Genomic DNA, 18,787 nt, shown 5'->3' with positions numbered 1-18,787 from the left:
GGTGAATTATGTTTGGAAGTTTAGGCGCAACTGAAATAATATTAATCGTATTAGCAATTTTGATTTTATTCGGTGCTAAAAAAATTCCCGAACTCGCTCAAGGTATCGGAAAAGGGATGAAGGAATTCAAAAAGGCTGTCCGTGATGTTGAAGATGATATAAAAACAACGGATAAAGAAGTTAAAAAAGAAGTTAAAGACAAAAACGAATAATCAAAAAGTGCTGTTGTATAAAAATCACACTGAAAAACTTGAATTAATTCGAAAAGCTCAACTATCTCTCGTGGAGAATGTTGAGTTTTTTTTGAATCATATTTCTAATCAAAAGGATATAAACGCCTTTAACTTTGTATTTGAAGATGCGATTGAGAATGCAAAGTTAATCGAGCAGAAAATATTAAGCGGGAATCACGGCAAACTTGCCGGGATGGTAATAGCGGTTAAAGATTTACTAGCAATTAAAGACAAACCTCTCACCTGCTCATCAAAAATATTGAACGGATTTGAATCAGTTTACACAGCCACTTCAATTCAAAAATTGATCGATGAGGATGCAATAATAATCGGGAAAACAAATTGTGATGAATTCGCAATGGGTTCTACCAACGAAAATTCTGCATTCGGAGCTGTGTTAAATCCACTTGATAGAACTAGAGTCCCGGGTGGTTCAAGCGGTGGTTCGGCTGCAGCAGTCGCTGCAAATCTTTGCGATGCTGCAATCGGGACGGATACCGGCGGTTCAATTAGACAACCGGCGGCTTTTACCGGAACTTTTGGTTTGAAACCGACATACGGCAGAGTTTCACGTTACGGACTGACAGCATATGGATCATCATTTGATTGTGTTGGGCCGATTACAAAGAATCAGCAAGACTTAGAATTATTGCTCGATGTTTTAACCGGGAAAGATGATCTTGATTCTACATCCGTTGACATTGATTCTTACAGTGTTGAAAAAAATTCTTTAGATGGATATCTAAAAATTGGTGTTCCAAAGGAATATTTTGTCGAAGGACTTGACGAAAATGTTATAGCTGCAATTGATTCATCAATTGACAAGCTCAAAAATCTCGGGCATGAAATAGTTGATATTTCACTTCCCCACTCAGAATTTACGATTGCCACATATTATATTTTAGTCACTGCCGAAGCATCGGCAAATTTGGCAAGATTTGACGGTGTGCGTTATGGATTAAGAAGTAAAGAAATCAAATCATTCGACGAATTGTATGATAAGACAAAAACAGAAGGATTCGGGAAAGAAGTAAAACGAAGAATTATGTTGGGGACTTATGTGCTTTCATCGGGATATTATGATGCATATTATACAAAAGCTCAAAAAGTCCGGCGATTGATAAAAGAAGATTTCGATAGAGCATTTGAAAAAGTTGATTTGATAATATCTCCAACAGCGCCAACACCAGCATACAAAATTGGTGAAACTGTTAATAATCCGCTTCAAATGTATCTAGGTGATATTTATACTGTATCTGCAAATTTAACCGGTATTCCGGCAATCAGTATTCCATGGAAAGAGAAGGATTCTTTTCCGGTAGGAATACAATTTATGGCGCCGCATTTTATGGAAGAAAAACTACTAAAAATTGCAGAGCAAATGACAAAATGAAGTTTACCAAAGTAAAAGGTAAAAGCCCAACTTTTTGAAAAAGTTGGGCTTTTAAGATTCCTGACGAACTCAAATAGCGAAGTAAAATTTATCAATTTTTTATAACTTGCTTAGTTAATAATTCTAATTTTAGTAAAAAATAAACGGGAAATAATATGAGTATTCTACTCGACAAAAAAACAAGAGTTGTAGTTCAAGGAATCACCGGTGGTGAAGGTTCTTTTCATACCGGTCAAATGGTTGAATACGGGACAAATGTTGTTGCCGGTGTAACTCCCGGTAAAGGCGGAACCAAATTTCAAGGTATTCCAGTATTTAATACTGTTGCGGATGCGGTTGAAAAAAAGAAAGCTGAAGCATCGGTTATCTTTGTGCCACCCGGTTTTGCAGCCGATGCAATTTTAGAAGCAGCAAATGCCGGTGTAAAATTAATAATATGTATCACCGAAGGCATACCAGTAAAAGATATGACTAAGGTTTATAATTCAATTAAAAATATGGATGTGCGATTAATTGGTCCGAACTGTCCGGGTATAATATCACCCGGAAAAGCAAAGATCGGAATTATGCCGGGATTCATTCATCGTAAAGGTAAAGTCGGTGTTGTTTCAAGAAGCGGAACATTAACTTACGAAGCAGTAAAACAATTAAGTGATTTGAAAATCGGACAATCTACTTGCGTTGGTATTGGTGGTGATCCGATTATCGGTTCTCAATTTATAGATATTATAAAATTGTTCAATGAAGATCCGAATACCGAAGGAATAGTAATGATCGGTGAAATCGGCGGAAGTGCAGAAGAAGAAGCAGCAGCTTATGTTAAAAAATATGTTAACAAGCCTGTAGTTGGATTTATTGCCGGTAGAACGGCACCTCCCGGAAGAAGAATGGGTCATGCCGGTGCAATTATTTCCGGTGGTAAAGGAACAGCTGATGAAAAAATCAAAGCGATGAAAAAAGCAGGAATAAAAGTTGCGTTAAGTCCGGCTGAAATCGGTATTAAAATGAAAGAAGCACTTGATGAATTTTACGGTGATAAGAAAAAAAAGAGCAAAGCAAAAAAGAAAAATAAGAAGAAATAAATAAGTTAATTAATAATCATTCTGAGTTAAACATAGCGGAATGAATGTCGCGAGAATTTTATAAAAGATAAAGTGAGATTCTTCGTCGCGATAAAAATCATCACTCCTCAGAATGACAAAATAGATATAAACCAAAGGAGTTAGATAGTGAGTAACAGAACATTAGCAATATTGAAACCTGACTGTGTAAGAAAAAATCTGATCGGAAAAGTTGTATCGCACATACAAGATGCCGGATTCAAAGTATTAGGAATGAAGATGGTTAGATTGACAAAAGATTCAGCCGGCGGGTTCTATGAAATTCATAAAGAAAGACCTTTCTATAATGATTTGTTGGAGTATATGACAAGCGGACCATGTGTACCGATCGCATTGGAAAAAGAAAATGCAGTTGAGGAATTCAGAAAATTAATCGGTGCAACCGATCCATCAAAAGCTGCTGAAGGAACAATCAGAAAAATGTATGCTGAAAACATCGAACAAAATATAGTTCACGGATCGGATTCCGATGAAAACGCAGCTAAAGAAATTTCTCATTTCTTCACAAGAAAAGAATTGTTAGATATAAACGGATTTTAATTTTATTCGGATTTTTACTTTGATCAATAACAGATTTTTGAATTATGCGGCAATATTTTTTGCCGCATTTTCTTTTTTATACGCACAGAAGATTAAACTTGGTAACGATGTTCTGCTCACCGAGCACTTAGACCTGATTAAAGGAAAAAGAATCGGTGTGGTTACAAACACTGCTGCAACGTTATCAAGCGGAGAGCGATTTATAGATGCATTATTAGATTTGGATGGCATAACCATACAAAGTGTTTTTGCATTAGAACACGGCTTCGAATTACAAAAAGGTGCGGGGGTCGTCATCCCAAATTCCACAATTGAACAAATAAAAATTCACTCCCTTTACGGTTCAAACAAAAAACCGACACCGCAAATGATGGCTGATCTTGACATAATTATTTTCGATATTCAAGATATCGGAACGAGATTTTATACTTACATATCTTCATTGCTATATCTTTTAGAAGCATGTGGTGAAAACAATGTAGATATTATCGTATTAGACAGACCGAATCCTCTTGGCGGAATTTTAGTTGACGGTCCGATTCTCGAAGATAATTTTAAGTCATTTGTCGGTGTTGACAATATTCCGGTTATACATGGAATGACGATCGGTGAGCTTGCCTTATTTTTTAATGATAGAATAGCTCCAAAAGCTGATCTAAAAGTTATAAAAATGCAAAATTGGGATAGGTCAAAATTCTGGGATGAATTGGAATTGCCTTGGCGGGATCCATCACCGAATATTGTAAATTTTGAATCCGTTCTCCTCTACCCTATTACGGTATTTTTTGAAGGAACAAATATCTCTGAAGGAAGAGGAACATATACACCTTTTCATATTTTTGGTGCCCCGTTTATAGACAGCAAGAAGTTGAAAGATGAACTTACTCCAATATTAAGTGGTGATTTTATTTTGAGAGCAATTGAATTTGTTCCGGTATCAATTGAGGATAAAGCTTCTAATCCTAAATATAAAAACGAAATATGCGAAGGTATTCAATTAAAATTAGTTAGTAGAGAAAATTATAATCCATTAAAAACTGCTTTGACCTTGTTGACAACATTACAACAATTATATGGAGATAATTTTGAGTTTACTTCTCACTTTGATTTGCTTTGGGGAAATGCTAAAATAAAAGATTTTATTAATTCCAATAAATCTGTTAATGAAATTATAGATTCTTGGGGGAAAGACTTAGCAGAGTTTAAAGAGATTAGAAAAAACTATTTACTTTATTAAAGGAAAAGAAATGAAAAAACTATTTGTGTTATTGCTTTCGTTGATGATATTTATAAGCTGCGGAAGTGATGAGAAAAAAAATGAATCCGGCAATGACAATACTGAAAGTCAGTCTTCGATTGAAGCTCCGGGTGAATTTGAGGCGGCTTCCGGAATTGATCGTAACGAAGCTTTTGCATTAAACTATGAAATTCCGCAAGGTCAGAAAATGACCTACAAGTTGACTTCAGTCGCCACAACTAATCAAAAGATCATTGCCGATTCCACTATAACAAATGAAGTTTCACAGACACTAAATTATATTTTTAATTTAGAATCACTAGGTCAAGCAGATAACAATACTCGTGTCAAAATATCAATTGAGTCAGTTGAAATTTCCGCTAATTATAACGGTGAGGTTGTTTCATTTGATTCAAAAGCTATTAATGACGAGCAGACCAATTTAAAATTCGCCGAATACAGCTCACTTCCAAATCAATCATTTGATGTCGTTATTAACAATCAAGGAAGAATTGTCGAAGTAAATAATATCACCGGAATAGTTGATAGATATCTTGAGATTCAACAAGCCCCCGCAATTAAACCGGAAGAACGTGAGCAGATAAACTCACAGTTGAAAGAACAAGCATTGAAACCATTAGTTCAACAACTATTCAGATATTTACCTGAAAAAGAAACTAATATAGATTCTACTTGGGATCTAGTTTATGAATCGCCAATGGGACTTTATAATCTAACAAATACTGCAACAAGTACTCTGAGAGATGTGGTTCAAAAAGACGATAATTTAGTTGCAAAGATTACGACTGATTTGAATGTCACTTACGAAGGTGACGGATATATAAAACAAGGTGAAGCGGCATATCAATTTGAAGAACCAAAAATTGACGGTAACGCAATAACTTATTTTAACATAGAGAAAAATATTGTTATTAAATCAGAATTAACTACAACAACCGAAATGAATGTAGTAGTAACCGCAAAAAATCCAAGCGGCGTAACTGAAACGGCTAGAAGATCGGATCTTTCAGTTAATAGAAATTTTATTGAGCTTTTGAAAGTAAACTAATTTTTTACAGGGTTGGCCTTACCGTCAACCCTATTTCTTTTCTCTTACAACAACTTTTGATCCGGATTCTTTTATAACAACAAGCTTGGTACCTCTTGAAAGGAAAACTCCTTCCGTAACAACATCAATGCGTTTGTTGTCAATTAGTGCTGTACCGGAAGGACGTAAATCAGTAAGCGCTTCAGCATCTTTCCCAACTAACTCCTTTGCTTCAGGTTCGGTTGCATAACCGGATCTAGTAAGAATATTATCATGTAATATCAATCGGCTAAAAAATGATGTCTTGGGTAAAAGTTTTGATAAAAAATATGCTGCAATAAAAGTAACTACAAATGCAACGGCTAATTGTAATATTGCTGTCGAAAGCATTTCCCACGTAACAATTTCAAAATCTGCAAGCAGACCGAGGAATAAACTTCCAATAACCGCCACAATTCCGAGTAAGCCAAATATACCGAATCCCGGAACCACGAAAATTTCAATAAGAAGTAAAATTACCCCGACTATAAAAATTATAATCTCAAGCAGAGAGACTAAATCGAGAATTAAACCCGAGCCGAAGAAAAGGACGAGAGCAATTAATGCGGCAGTGCCGGGTAAACCCCAGCCGGGAGTTTTCATTTCGGTAAAAAGACCAATCATTGCAACCATAATTAGAATTGAAGAAACAATTGGATGTGATAAAAATCTAACTACGTCTTCGCCCCAATTCGTTTCTTCTTCGATAATTTCGGCGTTCTCTAGATTAAATGCGGCTAAAACTTCATCAAAGGTTGCAATAAGCGTATCTGCCATTCCATATTTTAGAGCTTCTTCCGAAGTTAAAGTCAAAAGTTGTGTTGAATCAACCAGACCTTCAATAACGACACGTTCATCAACCATTGCTTCCGCGATATCGGTTCGTCGTCCGTTTCTTTCGGCAGTCGCCCGCATTTCGGATCTCATATAAGATTGAACTTTTTCCGCTTGCTTAGCACCGGCTTGATCAACCACCGTCGTAGCTCCCATCGCACCGCCCGGGACCATTACAATTTTTTCGCATGAAAGCGCGATTAATGATCCGGCTGAGATCGCACGCTTATCAACAAATGCAATTGTAAGAACTTTACTGTTGAGTATAGCATCTTTGATTTGAGTTGCTGCATCAACTCTACCGCCGAAAGTATTTATTCTAAATATAACGGCATCGGCAAAATTTTTATTCGCATCATCAACTATTCGTTTAACATACGGGGCTAAACCTAGATCGATATCACCTTCAATGTTTCCGTAATAGACTTTTTTAGATTGACCAAAAATCGATACGCTTAAGAGAAGGAGTAATATTGTTAATAACCTTCTCATGTTTACCTCACTTACTTATTGAGAAAACTGTAGTTTAATAATTTGTAAACCAACTTAGCAGTCATAAAACTTGAACTTTCATGATATTTTGAAGGAGCGAGTTCTACAACATCAAATCCGACAATGTTTTTCTTCTCACCGATTTTCTTGAAAAGATTCATTGTTTCATCCCATAACAATCCACCGGGTTCCGGCGTTCCCGTCGCCGCGATTATTGAGGGATCAAGTCCGTCAACATCAAATGTAACATACACATTTTCTTTTAAATCGTTTACAACTTTATCTTGCCAATTTTCACCGTGTTTACCGTTTTTAATATCACGTGCATAATAGGTTTTAATGTTATTTTCTCTGATAAAGACCGATTCTTCAATACATTGAGCGCGGATACCGACTTGAACTATATCTTTTGTGAACTCGGCAACTCTTGCCATAACTGATGCATGTGAATATTTTGAACCATTATAAGAATCGCGCAAATCCGAATGGGCATCAATTTGAAGAACTGATAAATTTTCATAAGCTTCAAAATGTGCTTTTGCCGGAGCTGATGATAATGAATGTTCACCACCCAATGTCACAACAAATTTACCATCGGCGATAAGCTTTTTAACATTCTTATAAATTTTCTCGATTCCCTTTTTTACCGATTCATTTTTGAATTTCAATTCCGGTAAAGTTGCTATGCCCTTTTCAAATACTAATTCTCTGTCTAGTTCTTCATCATAAAACTCAACATAATGTGAAGCTTTTAGAATTTCTTTTGGTCCGGAAGCAGTACCTTTTCCGTAGCTTACTGTTTTTTCAAACGGTGCGGAGAGAATTACAATTTTAGATTTTTCGTACGACGAAACTTCCTTTTCAATTGCTAGAAAGTTCTTTTTTATTCCGAGTGTTTTCATTTGTGCCTTTCGACCTTTTTAATATTACTAATTTTTATATTTATCAAAAAACCGTTGAAACGGTTAATCATGTTAAATCTTTCTTATTAACCCACGACTTAAGTCGTGGGTTATCGAAATGCAAATTGATAGATGAACGTTTTGACGGCTTCCCAAATTAAGAACTTAGCTTCGGGTGCTTTAAAATAAAAAAAGAGACTCAAACAAGCCTCTTTTTTCTTTACATAACAAACTGAAATTTACTCTTTATTTTGGACAATACTTCCTATAGCAGAGCGTTCCATTTTAATTTTGACATTGTTACCAACATCAACTAAAACGGTTTTTTCATCGAGTCCGGCAACAGTACCATGGATACCGCCGCTTGTGACGATTTTGTCACCTTTAGCAACCGCGGATAACATTTTATCGCGTTCTTTGGCGCGCTTTTGCTGCGGACGAATAATCATAAAATAAAAAATAGCAAAAATAGCACCGAACATAATTAGCGTACTTATCATACTTCCGCCGCCATCGCCACCTTGAGGAGCCATTGCAAATATCAACTCCATTTAATCCTCCTTAATTGAATTTACATTTATAGATAACTTTTTAACAATTTCGTTCTTCCAATCCAAAAACGACCCTTCAATTATACGGCTTCTAGCCTCTTTTACCAAATTTAAATAAAACGTTAAGTTGTGTATAGTCCCAAGCGTAAGAGCAAGAATTTCGTTTGCAATATACAGATGACGCAAATAAGCCCGTGTAAAATTTGCACATGTATAACAATCACATGTTGCGTCCAAAGGTGTATGATCATTTTTATATGTCGCGTTTCTGATGGTAACAACTCCACCGGAAGTAAACAAATATGCGTTTCGTGCATTGCGAGTCGGCATTACGCAATCAAACATATCAACTCCACGAGCTATCGATTCTAAAATATTTTCGGGTCTGCCAACACCCATCAAATATCTCGGTTTTGTCTCGGGAATTATATCAGTTGTAAAGTCAGTAATTTCATACATTTTTTCGGCAGGTTCGCCAACTGCGAGTCCGCCGATTGAGTAACCGTCAAAATCTAATTTTATCAAATCATTTGCAGAATTTTCACGAAGATCTTTATACACACTTCCTTGAATTATTCCAAAAAGATACTGTTTATGTCCGTATAAAGGATCGGATTTATCGAAAGCTTCTTTATTAAGAATTGCCCAATCACTAGTTAATTTTTGAGATTTTTCTGCGTATTCATATTCGCAAGGGAAAGGAGTACATTCATCGAGAGGCATCATTATATCCGAACCAATGCTCCGTTGAATTCCGATTACTTTTTCCGGTGTAAAAAAATGCTTCGATCCATCCAAATGAGATTGAAATTCGACACCATCTTTTTTCAGTTTTCGTAATTCTGCCAGACTAAAAACTTGAAATCCGCCACTATCTGTAAGAATCGGTTTGTCCCAATTCATAAATTTATGTAATCCGCCGGCATTTTCAAGTACTTCAGTCCCGGGTCGAAGGTAGAGATGATAAGTATTTCCGAGAATTATCTGTGCTCCCACTTCGTTTTTAAGCTGCTCCGAGGTAATTGCTTTTACAGTTCCTTGAGTACCGACAGGCATAAAAATGGGAGTTTCAACCTTGCCGTGCTCCGTCTCAAAATACCCGGCTCTTGCTTTGCTATTAGAATCTTTTTGTTGAATTTCGAATTTCATGGAATGCAAATATAATCTATTTTTTGTTGATGTGGGTAATCGAACAAAAGGAACACAGATTTCTATGATTATTAAGATGAGTTATGATTGGATCATTACAGCATTATACTAATGATTGACGATAACTACCTTATTCAATCAGAATGCAAATGTCTAGACGACTACCTTTTTCCATTTTCCTTTTGTGAAAATCCAAAGCGTGAATAAACCGACGGAGGTTTCAGCGATAAAAATAGCCCAAAATATTCCTGTGTGTTCCAGACCAATTGTTTTAGCCATAAAATAAGCTAGCGGAATTTCAAGGAGCCAAAAGAAGAAAAAATTAATTTTAGTTGGTGTAGCTGTATCGCCAGCACCGTTAAATGCTTGAATTGCCACCATCCACCAACCGTAAACGAAATAGGAATAAGAAATTATTTTCATCCATTCAGCACCAATCGAGATAACCTTCAAATCGTTTGTAAAAATTGCAATCAATTCCTCATTGAAAAAGAAGAAAACAAATGAAATTCCCACTAAAAACACCATATTCCACAGACCGGTAATCCATACAGAACGTTCAGCCCGGTCAGGCATTTTAGCGCCGAGATTTTGTCCCACAAGAGTTGCGGCAGCATTAGACATTCCCCATGCCGGCATCATTGTAAACATCAATATACGAAGAGCAATTGTAGTTCCGGCGACAGCTTCACTTCCATAGTCGGCAATTATTCTAATAATGAAAACCCATGAAACCATAGCAATAATCATTTGTCCCACACCGCCTAAAGAAGTTTGAACAATTTTCTTAATTACATACCAATTAATTTTGATGTATGTCCCTAAGACTCGAATATGTTTACCACCCTTTAATAAAAGATATATTTGAGTTAGAACACCAATGCCTCTGCCAATTGTAGTTGCAATTGCCGCACCTTCAAGACCGTAAGCGGGAATCGGTCCGAAACCAAATATTAGAATGGGGTCAAGTATGATGTTAATACCGTTTGCAATCCATAATACACGCATTGCAATAGCCGCGTCTCCTGCACCACGAAAAATTGCGTTGATAACAAAAAGAAGCATGACCACAACGTTTCCGCCGAGCATCCATTGAGTATATGTGTAACCGTGATCGAGAATCCACTGATCTGCACCCATGAGTGCAAGCAGATCTTTAGAGAAAAATAATCCGGCTAAGCTAAAGGGCAAGGAAACTAAAATACCAATGAAAATAGCTTGAACTGCTGTAATACCGGCTTTTTCTTTTTCTTTTTCACCGATACGTCTGGCGACAATTGCAGTTACAGCCATTGCAAGACCCATTGCGATGGAGTAAATAAGGAATAAATAAGTTTCGGTTAGTCCGACTGTAGCAACTGCAGAAGCACCGAGTGTACCGACAAAATATATATCAACGACTGCAAAAGTCGATTCCATTATTAGTTCGAGAATCATAGGGATGGCAAGTAAGAAAATGGCTTTACCGATAGGAATCTTAGTATAATCGGCTTCACTTCCACGGATTGCTTCTTTTAATTGCTGCCATACAGAAACAGAATTAGGTTGATTTGCCAATTGATCAATTTGCTGATTTAATTCAGAATCTTCTTTCAATATTTTTTCGAAAACCCATATGAAATTATAAAATTAAATTATTTTTCAGCAAGCTCTTTTAATTTGTTTAGAGCTTTAGGCCACATATCATTAAACATTTCCTCATATTCCTCAGTTGAATCCATATCCACCAATACTTCTGTTTTACCGTCGCTTTCTATTAGTGTGTAATTCTCAAGCGCTCCAGCCATAGACTTCGCCGCTTCACTTTCTGTATCTTCTTTCCCATTTATAAAAAAACCAAGATGTTCGATTGAGATATATTCGTAAGGTCTATTTTCTTTTATCCGGCTGACCATTCCTCCCAAATTTCCATCTTTATCCGGTCCGAGAAAATGAATTTTACTTCCTTTATCCCAGTTGCCTACATAATGCGAGCCGGGCGAAAATGCTTCGGTCCATAGTTTGTAAGTTTCTTGATCAAGCATTGTGTGCCATACTTTTTCTTTTGAGGCATCTATTGTAATTGAATATTTTATCTTAATCATCTTTCCTCCATTATAAAGTGTTTATTCTTTTTCAGTTTTTGCATTCTGTAATTCTCTGATATCTAATTTTTTCATACCCAGCATTTTCTGCATAACCCTTTGAGCGACCTGCGGATCGTTATCGGAAATTAATTGAGATAAATTTTCCGGAACAATCTGCCATGAAACTCCATACTTATCTTTCAACCAGCCGCATTGTTCGGCTTCCGGAACTGCTGATAGTTGATACCAATACTTGTCAATTTCCTCTTGATCAGAACAATTTACCATAAATGAAATGGCTTCATTAAATGTAAAATTGTGTATAGTACCCCCATCCATCGCCACGAACCACTGATCATTTAGTTTATAATCGGTGTACATAATCAAACCTTCCATACTCCCTCCCATCTCATCGGAATATCTTGCGATTTGACCGCGATTAGACTCATCATACATTGACATGTAAAAGTCTGTTGCTTCTTCTGTTTTACCATTTACATCACCAACAAAAAGAAGAGCCGGAATTATAAACGGTCTATCGTCTCCGGATGGATCTGATAATATTAATTGCCATGAGACTCCAAATTTATCCTGCACCCAACCATATTTTTCACCAAACGGATATTTGTCCAACGGCATCAAAACGGTACCACCTTCGGATAATTTCTTCCAAGTTGAGTCCAATTGTTCAGCAGCATTTTCATCCTTAGAAGGATCGAAGTTTAAGAAAAATGAAATCGATGGATTGATTTCAAACATTGGTCCTCCGTTTAATGCCAGAAATTTATAACCCTCTAACTCAAATTCCATTGTTAATACACTCCCTACCTGACGACCCGAAGCTTTTGCGGATGCTTCATCATATTTTATTACTTTTCCAAGTTTGGTGTTTGAAAAAATCGATAAATAAAAGCTTACTGCTTCTTCTGCATTATCGTTGAACCATAAACATGGTACAATTTTTTGTTTATTCATTGTCTCTGTCCTCCCATTCTCATCTATAGTATTGCGCGTTATTTTTGAATCTGTTTCTGATTTTATTATAGACACCGAACTAAAAAAGAATAAAATCGGTATCGAAAAAGATAAAACTAATCTCAACTTATTAATTATGTGTTTTTTAATTTGCATGATTCTCTCCTACATTTTTTACATATAACTAAGATACTTTTTTGATAATCAAATGTGTGGCGTTCTCAGATGGTATATGTTCGGTGCATTTATAGCCCAACGAGTTCAAATTAATATCGGCGAAAAGATTCTCACCGGATCCAAGAAAAACGGGAGAACTAACGAGATGTAATTCATCAATTAATTTTTCTTTTAGATATTGACGAATTACATTTACTCCCCCGCCAATTCTTACATCTTTTCCTTTAGCAGCATCAAATGCAAGTTCAAGTGCTGAATGAATTCCATCTGTAACAAAATAAAAAGTAGTTCCACCTTTCATTTCAATTGGTTCACGCTTATGATTTGTTAATACAAAAACCGGGACATGGTACGGAGGATTATCACCCCACCAACCTTTCCAATTTTCATCTTTCCAAGGTCCGCGAAATGGACTAAACATATTTCTTCCTAGAATCCATGCACCGATGTTTTCAAACCCTTTAATTGCAAAATCGTTATCAATTCCGGTTGTACCGTCATTTTTCCCGAGTACATTTTTTTGAAAAGTTTTGGTTGGGTAAAACCATTTATGTAATTCCCCACCGCCAACACCCAAGGGATTTTCAAGACTTTGATTTGGACCGGCTCCAAAACCATCGATTGATAATGCGAAACTTGCAACTCTTAGCTTTTGCATATAAGATGTTCCAAATTAATAAAATTTTTATTCGGGCTCATAATTCAACAGCACGATTCCGCTGTCGTAAGTAACTGCTTTTTTGAGTTGCAGTTTTCGAAATTCGTGCATACTACTAAAGATTGATTCTCCTTTACCTATTGCAACAGGATTAATAAAAAGGTTCAATTCATCAATTAACCCTTCTTTTATTAATGAAGCAACAAATGAAGTTCCGCCGTAAACGACTATATCTTTTCCATCCTGGTTCTTAAGTTTTTTTACTTCTTCTACTAAATCGCCTTTTGCAAGCTCTGTGTTTTCCCAAATAGATTTGTTCAATGTCTTTGAGAAAACGATTTTCTTCTGACCGGCTTTTATTCTGGCTACTTGATACATCGTTGACTCAGGTCTCAATAAGGTATCTGTCCAATACGGAATATAGTCGACAGCTAATTTTCTGCCAATTAGTTCTGTGTCGCAACTGTTAGCCAATTCAAGTACATCATGTTTTATTTCGTTCCAAGCCCAAGTAACCCACTTTTGTTCATCGTTTGGACCAGTCGAAACGAATCCGTCAAGCGTCATCTGCATCTGCAATTTTAATTTTCGCAATATCATATTCCTTTGCTACTAGTTTTTTTTGGTTTATAATTATGAAGCACTATGCCGCAATCAAATATAATAGATTTTTCGAGTGTTAGATTTTGACTATTCTCGAGTTCTCCAAAAATTGATAATCCTTTACCAATTGCTACCGGATTGATAAATAAATGATATTCGTCAATCAGATTATTTTTTACCAGCGATGAGACAAAGCCGGCACCACCGTAAACAATAATATCCTTACCATCTTGTTTTTTTAGTTGATTTATTTCGGTTACCAAATCACCTTTTGCAAGAACCGTGTTATTCCAAGGGGAATTTTCAAGTGTTTTTGTAAAAACCACCTTTGGTGTTTCAATAAAAATTTTTGCTGATTCATATTCGGGATTATCTTTATTTTCCAACACACTTGACCAATGCCCGATAAACCCGTCGGTCATTTTTCTGCCAAGTAATATTGTATCGATTGAATTCGTTAAATCACCAACAAAGTTTTTAATATCATCACTCCAATCCCAGGTCATCCAGTCTAGTTCTCCGTTTGGCCCGGAAACGAATCCGTCAATTGACATCTGCATCTGAAGTTTTAATTTTCTCATATTTTGCACCTTAAGATTTTTTAAAAGAGAGTCCATTTTCATTTAGTACTTTTTTCAATTTTGGAATTGAACTTGGACCCATTCCATGTAAGTTTATTATTTCATATTCTGTATATCTTGAAAGTTTTCTTAATGTTGTGATTCCTTTATTCTCCAATGCCCTTCTTGCGGGTGCGTATAGTAATGAAAGAAAACCCTCCTTTTGCTTACGTTCATTTTCGCAAATTGGACAAGTCGGGCAGTCGCTGCTTTTATAATATTTATGACCGCGACTGCAGATTTTGAGTTTTCGTTTTGACGAGGTCATATTATTATCGATATTTTAACCGGAATCATATAATGCAAATCAGTTCTCAGCTTTTGGTGGTGAGTAAATAACCATCCATTGCACACCGAATTGATCAGTTAAAGAACCAAAATAGTCACCCCAAAATTGATCATCCATCGGCATTTCAACTTTTCCTCCTTCTGAAAGTCCCGCAAATAATTTATCTGCTTCTTCTCTACTTTCGGCATCAATTGCGATATAGAAATTATTTCCAAAAACAACTTTCTGCCCAAAGGATTCAAGTGCATCGGTTGCCATTAAAAAATTTTGATTACCCATCGGAAGACCAATATGCATTACTTTCTGTTTTTCTTCTTCACTCAGTTTGGCAGCCATTTCTGTATCTTGGAAACGGAATATTCCTCCCAAAAAATCACCGCCAAAAACTTTTTTGTAAAAGTTGAATGCTTCTTCTGTATTTCCTTGAAAATTTAGGTACGGGTTTACTGATTTCATAATACTCACTCCATTATTTTATGATGATTATATTCGCCTAACGAATCAACTAACAACACAAATTTAAGTTCATGAATTATTAATCAATAGGGGTAAATACGGCAATCTTTAGGGTTGATTCCGACAATTTGTCTTTTTATTTTTTATTTACACAATTGGGGCGGAAAAATCATGAAACATATCTCAATCTTAATACCTCGCGGACATACAAGTCTAGTCAATATAGAAGGCGCACATCAGATATTCTCCAATGTTAATCAAATTCTAAATGAAGTTGGTAAAGATAAATTGTTTGATGTTCATCTAGTCGGAGTATCTAAAAACACCGAGCAGTCAACCGGTTTGTTTGTTGTTAAACCCGATTTGCTAATCCATGATGTAGAGAAAACAGATATTATAATTATTCCCGCGATTCATGGAGATCAATATAAAGCCGCTGAGAAGAATAAAGAATTTATACCTTGGCTGAGCAAACAATATAATAATGGAGCTGAGATTGCGAGTTTTTGTTTGGGTTCATTTTTCTTAGCCGCTACAGGATTATTGGATGGGAAACCAGCCACGACTCACTGGAGATTTGCAAACGAGTTTAGATCGATGTTTCCGCAAGTTAAGTTACTTGACGATAAAATATTAACCGAAGAAGCCGGAATTTATACAAGCGGCGGTGCATACTCGTATTTAAATTTAATTTTGTATTTAGTTGAGAAACATGCCGGGAGAGACATCGCAATTCTTACGGCAAAATCGTTTATGATTGATTTAGATAGATACAGCCAATCACCTTTCATTATGTTTAGAGGACAAAAAGAACACGATGACGAACAAATTAAAAAAGCTCAGGAATTCATCGAAAATAATTTTCAAGAAAAGATTACAGTCGGTGAATTGGCTTCCATGTTTGCTTTAAGCAGACGAAATTTTGAGCGGAGATTTAAGAAGGCTACAGCAAATACAATCAGTGAATACATTCAGCGTGTAAAAATTGAGGCAGCAAAAATGAATTTAGAATCATCCAGTCAAAATATCAGCGAAATTATGTATAAAGTAGGCTATAACGATAACAAAGCATTCCGGAGCACGTTTAAGAAAATAACCGGTCTTACTCCGGTTGAGTATAGAAATAAGTACAACCAATTTGCGGTTGCTCCGTAAAATTCATTGAATTAATTATGAAATGAATCGCGATTTTACATTTTCATCCGGGATCATGCAAGAATCCATCTTTCCGAACCATTTGTAACGATTATTGGCAATGAGATCATATAATAAATCTCGAAATTTTCTCGGAAGGATTTTCACAACACTAAACATTCTCCAATACCACTTAAGTTCTTTTATTATTTCAATTAGAGCATCCGATTTAATGTAAACAATATTTTCTTTAACCAGAATTATTGAGTCTATCTCCCCAGTAATATTATTCTTTGTAATTAGTTGTTGTCCAATTTCCGATTGCAAGGGAGCAAATTTGAAAATTCCATTTGGGTCTCTTTTAATCAAAAAATTTACACTTCCATTACAGAAATTACACACACCATCAAAAAGAATTATTTGTCCGGACTTTTTCATTTAATCATGCTCCCAATATTATTAATTATTCTTTGTGAAGAATATAATGTACTTGGGAATTAAGAATATTAGAGAATTCACTATAAGTTTCAGGTCGTTTTCTATTTAGATAAATCAACAATAATCCGGGTATTAGAAATCTTAGCTCACTTTTCATTCTTTCGGCTTCATCCATTTTTTTGATATTATTCTTTATGCAGTAAACCCATTCTTCCATTGTAAGTTTATCAAGAAAGTTATAGATCAAGTCCAAGGTTGGTTGTTTCTTTGAGATATCACTTTGTTTTTCAAGATAGAATAGCTCAAAAATTCCGGGATGTTGAACGAAAAAATTTGCATAGGCTTTTACGATTTCTTCAATTTTCTTTATTCCCCTCTCTGATTTTTTGGTTCTTTCTTTGATAAACTCTTCACACTCCTCTTGGAAATCTGTAATGCACTCAAAAATGAGTTCTTTTACATCATCAAAATAATTGTAAAGTGTGGCATATGAATAACCCGCTCTCTCTGCAATATTACGAACACTAACAACTTTTAATCCTTCACCCCGTAAAATATCTTTAGTAGCTTGAATGAAATACCCTTTCATTCGTTCTTCTTGAATGGAATTTTTGGCCATATTAACACCATAACAAATAATTAACAGTGTTAATTTATTAAATAGTGTTCACACTTACAATGAATATTTGGGAATTGGATTTTATTCCAGAAGTTTTTCAAGAATAGTGAGAAAGCTGTTTGTGCTCTATCTTGTTGATATTGAGTAAGTGATTTTAATTTCGCCTGTTTCTAATCTTCTAATTGCGATTAAGTCATCTGGATAATCATTATGGTAATTTAGGAATCCCACATCACCGGATTCATCTTTGATGTGTTTCTGATTCAATTCTTTTTCATAGAATTTAAGAATGTCTTCAATTTTATCATTTGTTACAAAAACTTGCTGACTGGCTCTGCCCATCTCTAATGATTCTTCCGGCAAATATATAGCATTGGGGTATAACGGAGCATATAACTTACCATGAGATTGTTTTTCCAAAGGAATATTCTTTCCGTACCTGTTTTGAATAAAATGAAATACACTGTTTCCCTTCTCGTCTTTGTAATTCATTTCTTTATTGATGGTTACGTAAAATTTATAGACTTCATTTTGACTTTTTTTGTAAATCCATGTAAAGTAGACATTGTACCCGGAATCTTCGGATTGAATAAATGCAGTACTGTTATTTTTCATTTTGGCAAAGTCTTTTACATCCGGTATATAATCTGATTCCTTAGCGCCGAGAACCTTTTTGTAATAAGCTACAACGTGCTCGTATGAAGCATCTGTTATAAAACCCTTCTTTTTTGTTTCGATAAAATTTAGTCCGAATAATTCAAAATGCAGTGCTTCGAACCCACCGTTTATTACAATCTGAGTATAATTTTCCGAATACTTGGCACCGGGCATTACTGGGATGTTTTCAATATCTGTTGGTAATTGAGCAAAGATTGAAGTCGTAAATAGAACTAAAGCCACCATTATTCGAACTATCGATATTTTCATTGATGCAGCTCCGTTCCCGATCATTAATAAATATGAAAACTTTTTAAACTAATTGTGTGAAATGAATTTTAAAACCGTTAAAACGGTTGATTTTTCTGTTACTATTCTTATTAACCGACGATTTAAATCGTGGGTTAGAGAAAAAGAGCTTTAATTTACGAACTGATTTAACAATTTTTCTTAAAGCCATTTCTATTTAGCACAACAGGTTTTTCAACTATGCATCAAAAATTAAATCGATTCAGACCGGAGGAAGTATCATGAAGACACTTCCTCCGGTTGAATA

The 18,787-nt window shown here is 35.5% G+C and carries 22 protein-coding genes; 7 read left to right on the top strand and 15 right to left on the bottom strand.

The window, feature by feature from the left end; translation table 11 throughout:
* Positions 1–8: 8 nt before the first annotated feature.
* The 6 genes from tatA to QY331_07065 all read left to right on the top strand — a co-directional run bounded on the left by tatA (position 9) and on the right by QY331_07065 (position 5,593).
* Positions 9–212: a twin-arginine translocase TatA/TatE family subunit gene (tatA, locus tag QY331_07090; GenBank protein WKZ71014.1), complete on the top strand. Its 204-nt coding sequence runs from the start codon at positions 9–11 to the stop codon at positions 210–212.
* A 7-nt stretch (positions 213–219) separates the two neighbouring features.
* Complete coding sequence (gatA, locus tag QY331_07085) at positions 220–1,626, top strand: Asp-tRNA(Asn)/Glu-tRNA(Gln) amidotransferase subunit GatA (GenBank protein ID WKZ71013.1); 1,407 nt, start codon at positions 220–222, stop codon at positions 1,624–1,626.
* A 155-nt stretch (positions 1,627–1,781) separates the two neighbouring features.
* Entirely contained in the window at positions 1,782–2,708 is a 927-nt protein-coding gene (gene sucD, locus QY331_07080) for a succinate--CoA ligase subunit alpha (protein WKZ71012.1), read from the top strand.
* Positions 2,709–2,855: 147 nt separating this feature from the next.
* Positions 2,856–3,287, top strand: a complete 432-nt coding sequence (ndk, locus tag QY331_07075; protein ID WKZ71011.1) for a nucleoside-diphosphate kinase — start codon at positions 2,856–2,858, stop codon at positions 3,285–3,287.
* A 19-nt stretch (positions 3,288–3,306) separates the two neighbouring features.
* Positions 3,307–4,524 (top strand): DUF1343 domain-containing protein, encoded by a 1,218-nt coding sequence (locus QY331_07070; GenBank protein WKZ71010.1) that lies wholly within the window; start codon positions 3,307–3,309, stop codon positions 4,522–4,524.
* A 10-nt stretch (positions 4,525–4,534) separates the two neighbouring features.
* Positions 4,535–5,593, top strand: a complete 1,059-nt coding sequence (locus tag QY331_07065; protein ID WKZ71009.1) for a DUF6263 family protein — start codon at positions 4,535–4,537, stop codon at positions 5,591–5,593.
* A 30-nt stretch (positions 5,594–5,623) separates the two neighbouring features.
* Here QY331_07065 and QY331_07060 read toward each other — a convergent pair whose 3' ends face one another.
* From QY331_07060 to QY331_07005, 12 genes are all read right to left on the bottom strand, one after another.
* On the bottom strand, positions 5,624–6,937 hold the full coding sequence (locus QY331_07060; GenBank protein WKZ71008.1) for an NfeD family protein: 1,314 nt from the start codon (positions 6,935–6,937) through the stop codon (positions 5,624–5,626).
* An 11-nt stretch (positions 6,938–6,948) separates the two neighbouring features.
* The gene (gene speB / locus QY331_07055; GenBank protein ID WKZ71007.1) at positions 6,949–7,839 is read right to left on the bottom strand and encodes an agmatinase; all 891 of its coding nucleotides are present in this window, start codon (positions 7,837–7,839) and stop codon (positions 6,949–6,951) included.
* Between the two features lie 239 nt (positions 7,840–8,078).
* Positions 8,079–8,390 (bottom strand): preprotein translocase subunit YajC, encoded by a 312-nt coding sequence (gene yajC, locus QY331_07050; GenBank protein ID WKZ71006.1) that lies wholly within the window; start codon positions 8,388–8,390, stop codon positions 8,079–8,081.
* On the bottom strand, positions 8,391–9,539 hold the full coding sequence (tgt, locus tag QY331_07045; protein ID WKZ71005.1) for a tRNA guanosine(34) transglycosylase Tgt: 1,149 nt from the start codon (positions 9,537–9,539) through the stop codon (positions 8,391–8,393).
* A gap of 153 nt (positions 9,540–9,692) precedes the next feature.
* Positions 9,693–11,135 carry an MATE family efflux transporter gene (locus QY331_07040; protein ID WKZ71004.1) on the bottom strand — a complete coding sequence of 481 codons (1,443 nt, stop codon included), beginning with the start codon at positions 11,133–11,135 and terminating at the stop codon, positions 9,693–9,695.
* Positions 11,136–11,173: 38 nt separating this feature from the next.
* Positions 11,174–11,623: an SRPBCC domain-containing protein gene (locus QY331_07035; protein WKZ71003.1), complete on the bottom strand. Its 450-nt coding sequence runs from the start codon at positions 11,621–11,623 to the stop codon at positions 11,174–11,176.
* Between the two features lie 21 nt (positions 11,624–11,644).
* On the bottom strand, positions 11,645–12,580 hold the full coding sequence (locus QY331_07030) for a VOC family protein (GenBank protein ID WKZ71002.1): 936 nt from the start codon (positions 12,578–12,580) through the stop codon (positions 11,645–11,647).
* A gap of 184 nt (positions 12,581–12,764) precedes the next feature.
* The gene (locus QY331_07025) at positions 12,765–13,415 is read right to left on the bottom strand and encodes a dihydrofolate reductase family protein (GenBank protein WKZ71001.1); all 651 of its coding nucleotides are present in this window, start codon (positions 13,413–13,415) and stop codon (positions 12,765–12,767) included.
* 27 nt (positions 13,416–13,442) lie between these two features.
* Positions 13,443–14,009, bottom strand: a complete 567-nt coding sequence (locus QY331_07020) for a dihydrofolate reductase family protein (GenBank protein ID WKZ71000.1) — start codon at positions 14,007–14,009, stop codon at positions 13,443–13,445.
* 2 nt (positions 14,010–14,011) lie between these two features.
* Positions 14,012–14,599: a dihydrofolate reductase family protein gene (locus QY331_07015; protein WKZ70999.1), complete on the bottom strand. Its 588-nt coding sequence runs from the start codon at positions 14,597–14,599 to the stop codon at positions 14,012–14,014.
* A gap of 10 nt (positions 14,600–14,609) precedes the next feature.
* Positions 14,610–14,906 carry an RNA polymerase alpha subunit C-terminal domain-containing protein gene (locus QY331_07010; protein ID WKZ70998.1) on the bottom strand — a complete coding sequence of 99 codons (297 nt, stop codon included), beginning with the start codon at positions 14,904–14,906 and terminating at the stop codon, positions 14,610–14,612.
* 39 nt (positions 14,907–14,945) lie between these two features.
* A complete protein-coding gene (locus QY331_07005; GenBank protein WKZ70997.1) occupies positions 14,946–15,383 on the bottom strand; it encodes a VOC family protein in 438 nt (145 codons plus the stop codon).
* Positions 15,384–15,554: 171 nt separating this feature from the next.
* On the opposite strand from QY331_07005, the gene QY331_07000 reads away from it, so the two are divergent.
* Complete coding sequence (locus tag QY331_07000; protein ID WKZ70996.1) at positions 15,555–16,538, top strand: helix-turn-helix domain-containing protein; 984 nt, start codon at positions 15,555–15,557, stop codon at positions 16,536–16,538.
* 15 nt (positions 16,539–16,553) lie between these two features.
* Here the strand turns inward: QY331_07000 and QY331_06995 are convergent, their stop codons facing one another.
* The 3 genes from QY331_06995 to QY331_06985 all read right to left on the bottom strand — a co-directional run bounded on the left by QY331_06995 (position 16,554) and on the right by QY331_06985 (position 18,501).
* Entirely contained in the window at positions 16,554–16,955 is a 402-nt protein-coding gene (locus QY331_06995) for a thiol-disulfide oxidoreductase DCC family protein (protein ID WKZ70995.1), read from the bottom strand.
* Positions 16,956–16,980: 25 nt separating this feature from the next.
* The gene (locus tag QY331_06990; protein WKZ70994.1) at positions 16,981–17,574 is read right to left on the bottom strand and encodes a TetR/AcrR family transcriptional regulator; all 594 of its coding nucleotides are present in this window, start codon (positions 17,572–17,574) and stop codon (positions 16,981–16,983) included.
* Between the two features lie 126 nt (positions 17,575–17,700).
* Positions 17,701–18,501, bottom strand: a complete 801-nt coding sequence (locus tag QY331_06985; GenBank protein WKZ70993.1) for a hypothetical protein — start codon at positions 18,499–18,501, stop codon at positions 17,701–17,703.
* Positions 18,502–18,787: the final 286 nt, after the last annotated feature.

Source organism: Melioribacteraceae bacterium (genome assembly GCA_030584085.1).
Lineage (GTDB): Bacteria > Bacteroidota > Ignavibacteria > Ignavibacteriales > Melioribacteraceae > SURF-28.
Note: the sequence above shows the minus strand (reverse complement) of the source record. Positions and strands in the feature narration are given on the sequence as shown.

Bases quoted from the DNA above. Each gene is read 5' to 3' on its own strand.
- QY331_06985 (WKZ70993.1), bottom strand. From the start codon at position 18,501: ATGAAAATATCGATAGTTCGAATAATGGTGGCTTTAGTTCTATTTACG.
- QY331_06990 (WKZ70994.1), bottom strand. From the start codon at position 17,574: ATGGCCAAAAATTCCATTCAAGAAGAACGAATGAAAGGGTATTTCATT.
- speB (WKZ71007.1), bottom strand. From the start codon at position 7,839: ATGAAAACACTCGGAATAAAAAAGAACTTTCTAGCAATTGAAAAGGAA.
- QY331_07030 (WKZ71002.1), bottom strand. From the start codon at position 12,580: ATGAATAAACAAAAAATTGTACCATGTTTATGGTTCAACGATAATGCA.
- QY331_07060 (WKZ71008.1), bottom strand. From the start codon at position 6,937: ATGAGAAGGTTATTAACAATATTACTCCTTCTCTTAAGCGTATCGATT.
- QY331_07035 (WKZ71003.1), bottom strand. From the start codon at position 11,623: ATGATTAAGATAAAATATTCAATTACAATAGATGCCTCAAAAGAAAAA.
- QY331_07065 (WKZ71009.1), top strand. From the start codon at position 4,535: ATGAAAAAACTATTTGTGTTATTGCTTTCGTTGATGATATTTATAAGC.
- QY331_07015 (WKZ70999.1), bottom strand. From the start codon at position 14,599: ATGAGAAAATTAAAACTTCAGATGCAGATGTCAATTGACGGATTCGTT.
- tatA (WKZ71014.1), top strand. From the start codon at position 9: ATGTTTGGAAGTTTAGGCGCAACTGAAATAATATTAATCGTATTAGCA.
- tgt (WKZ71005.1), bottom strand. From the start codon at position 9,539: ATGAAATTCGAAATTCAACAAAAAGATTCTAATAGCAAAGCAAGAGCC.
- QY331_07010 (WKZ70998.1), bottom strand. From the start codon at position 14,906: ATGACCTCGTCAAAACGAAAACTCAAAATCTGCAGTCGCGGTCATAAA.
- QY331_07000 (WKZ70996.1), top strand. From the start codon at position 15,555: ATGAAACATATCTCAATCTTAATACCTCGCGGACATACAAGTCTAGTC.
- QY331_07005 (WKZ70997.1), bottom strand. From the start codon at position 15,383: ATGAAATCAGTAAACCCGTACCTAAATTTTCAAGGAAATACAGAAGAA.
- yajC (WKZ71006.1), bottom strand. From the start codon at position 8,390: ATGGAGTTGATATTTGCAATGGCTCCTCAAGGTGGCGATGGCGGCGGA.
- sucD (WKZ71012.1), top strand. From the start codon at position 1,782: ATGAGTATTCTACTCGACAAAAAAACAAGAGTTGTAGTTCAAGGAATC.
- QY331_07025 (WKZ71001.1), bottom strand. From the start codon at position 13,415: ATGCAAAAGCTAAGAGTTGCAAGTTTCGCATTATCAATCGATGGTTTT.
- QY331_06995 (WKZ70995.1), bottom strand. From the start codon at position 16,955: ATGAAAAAGTCCGGACAAATAATTCTTTTTGATGGTGTGTGTAATTTC.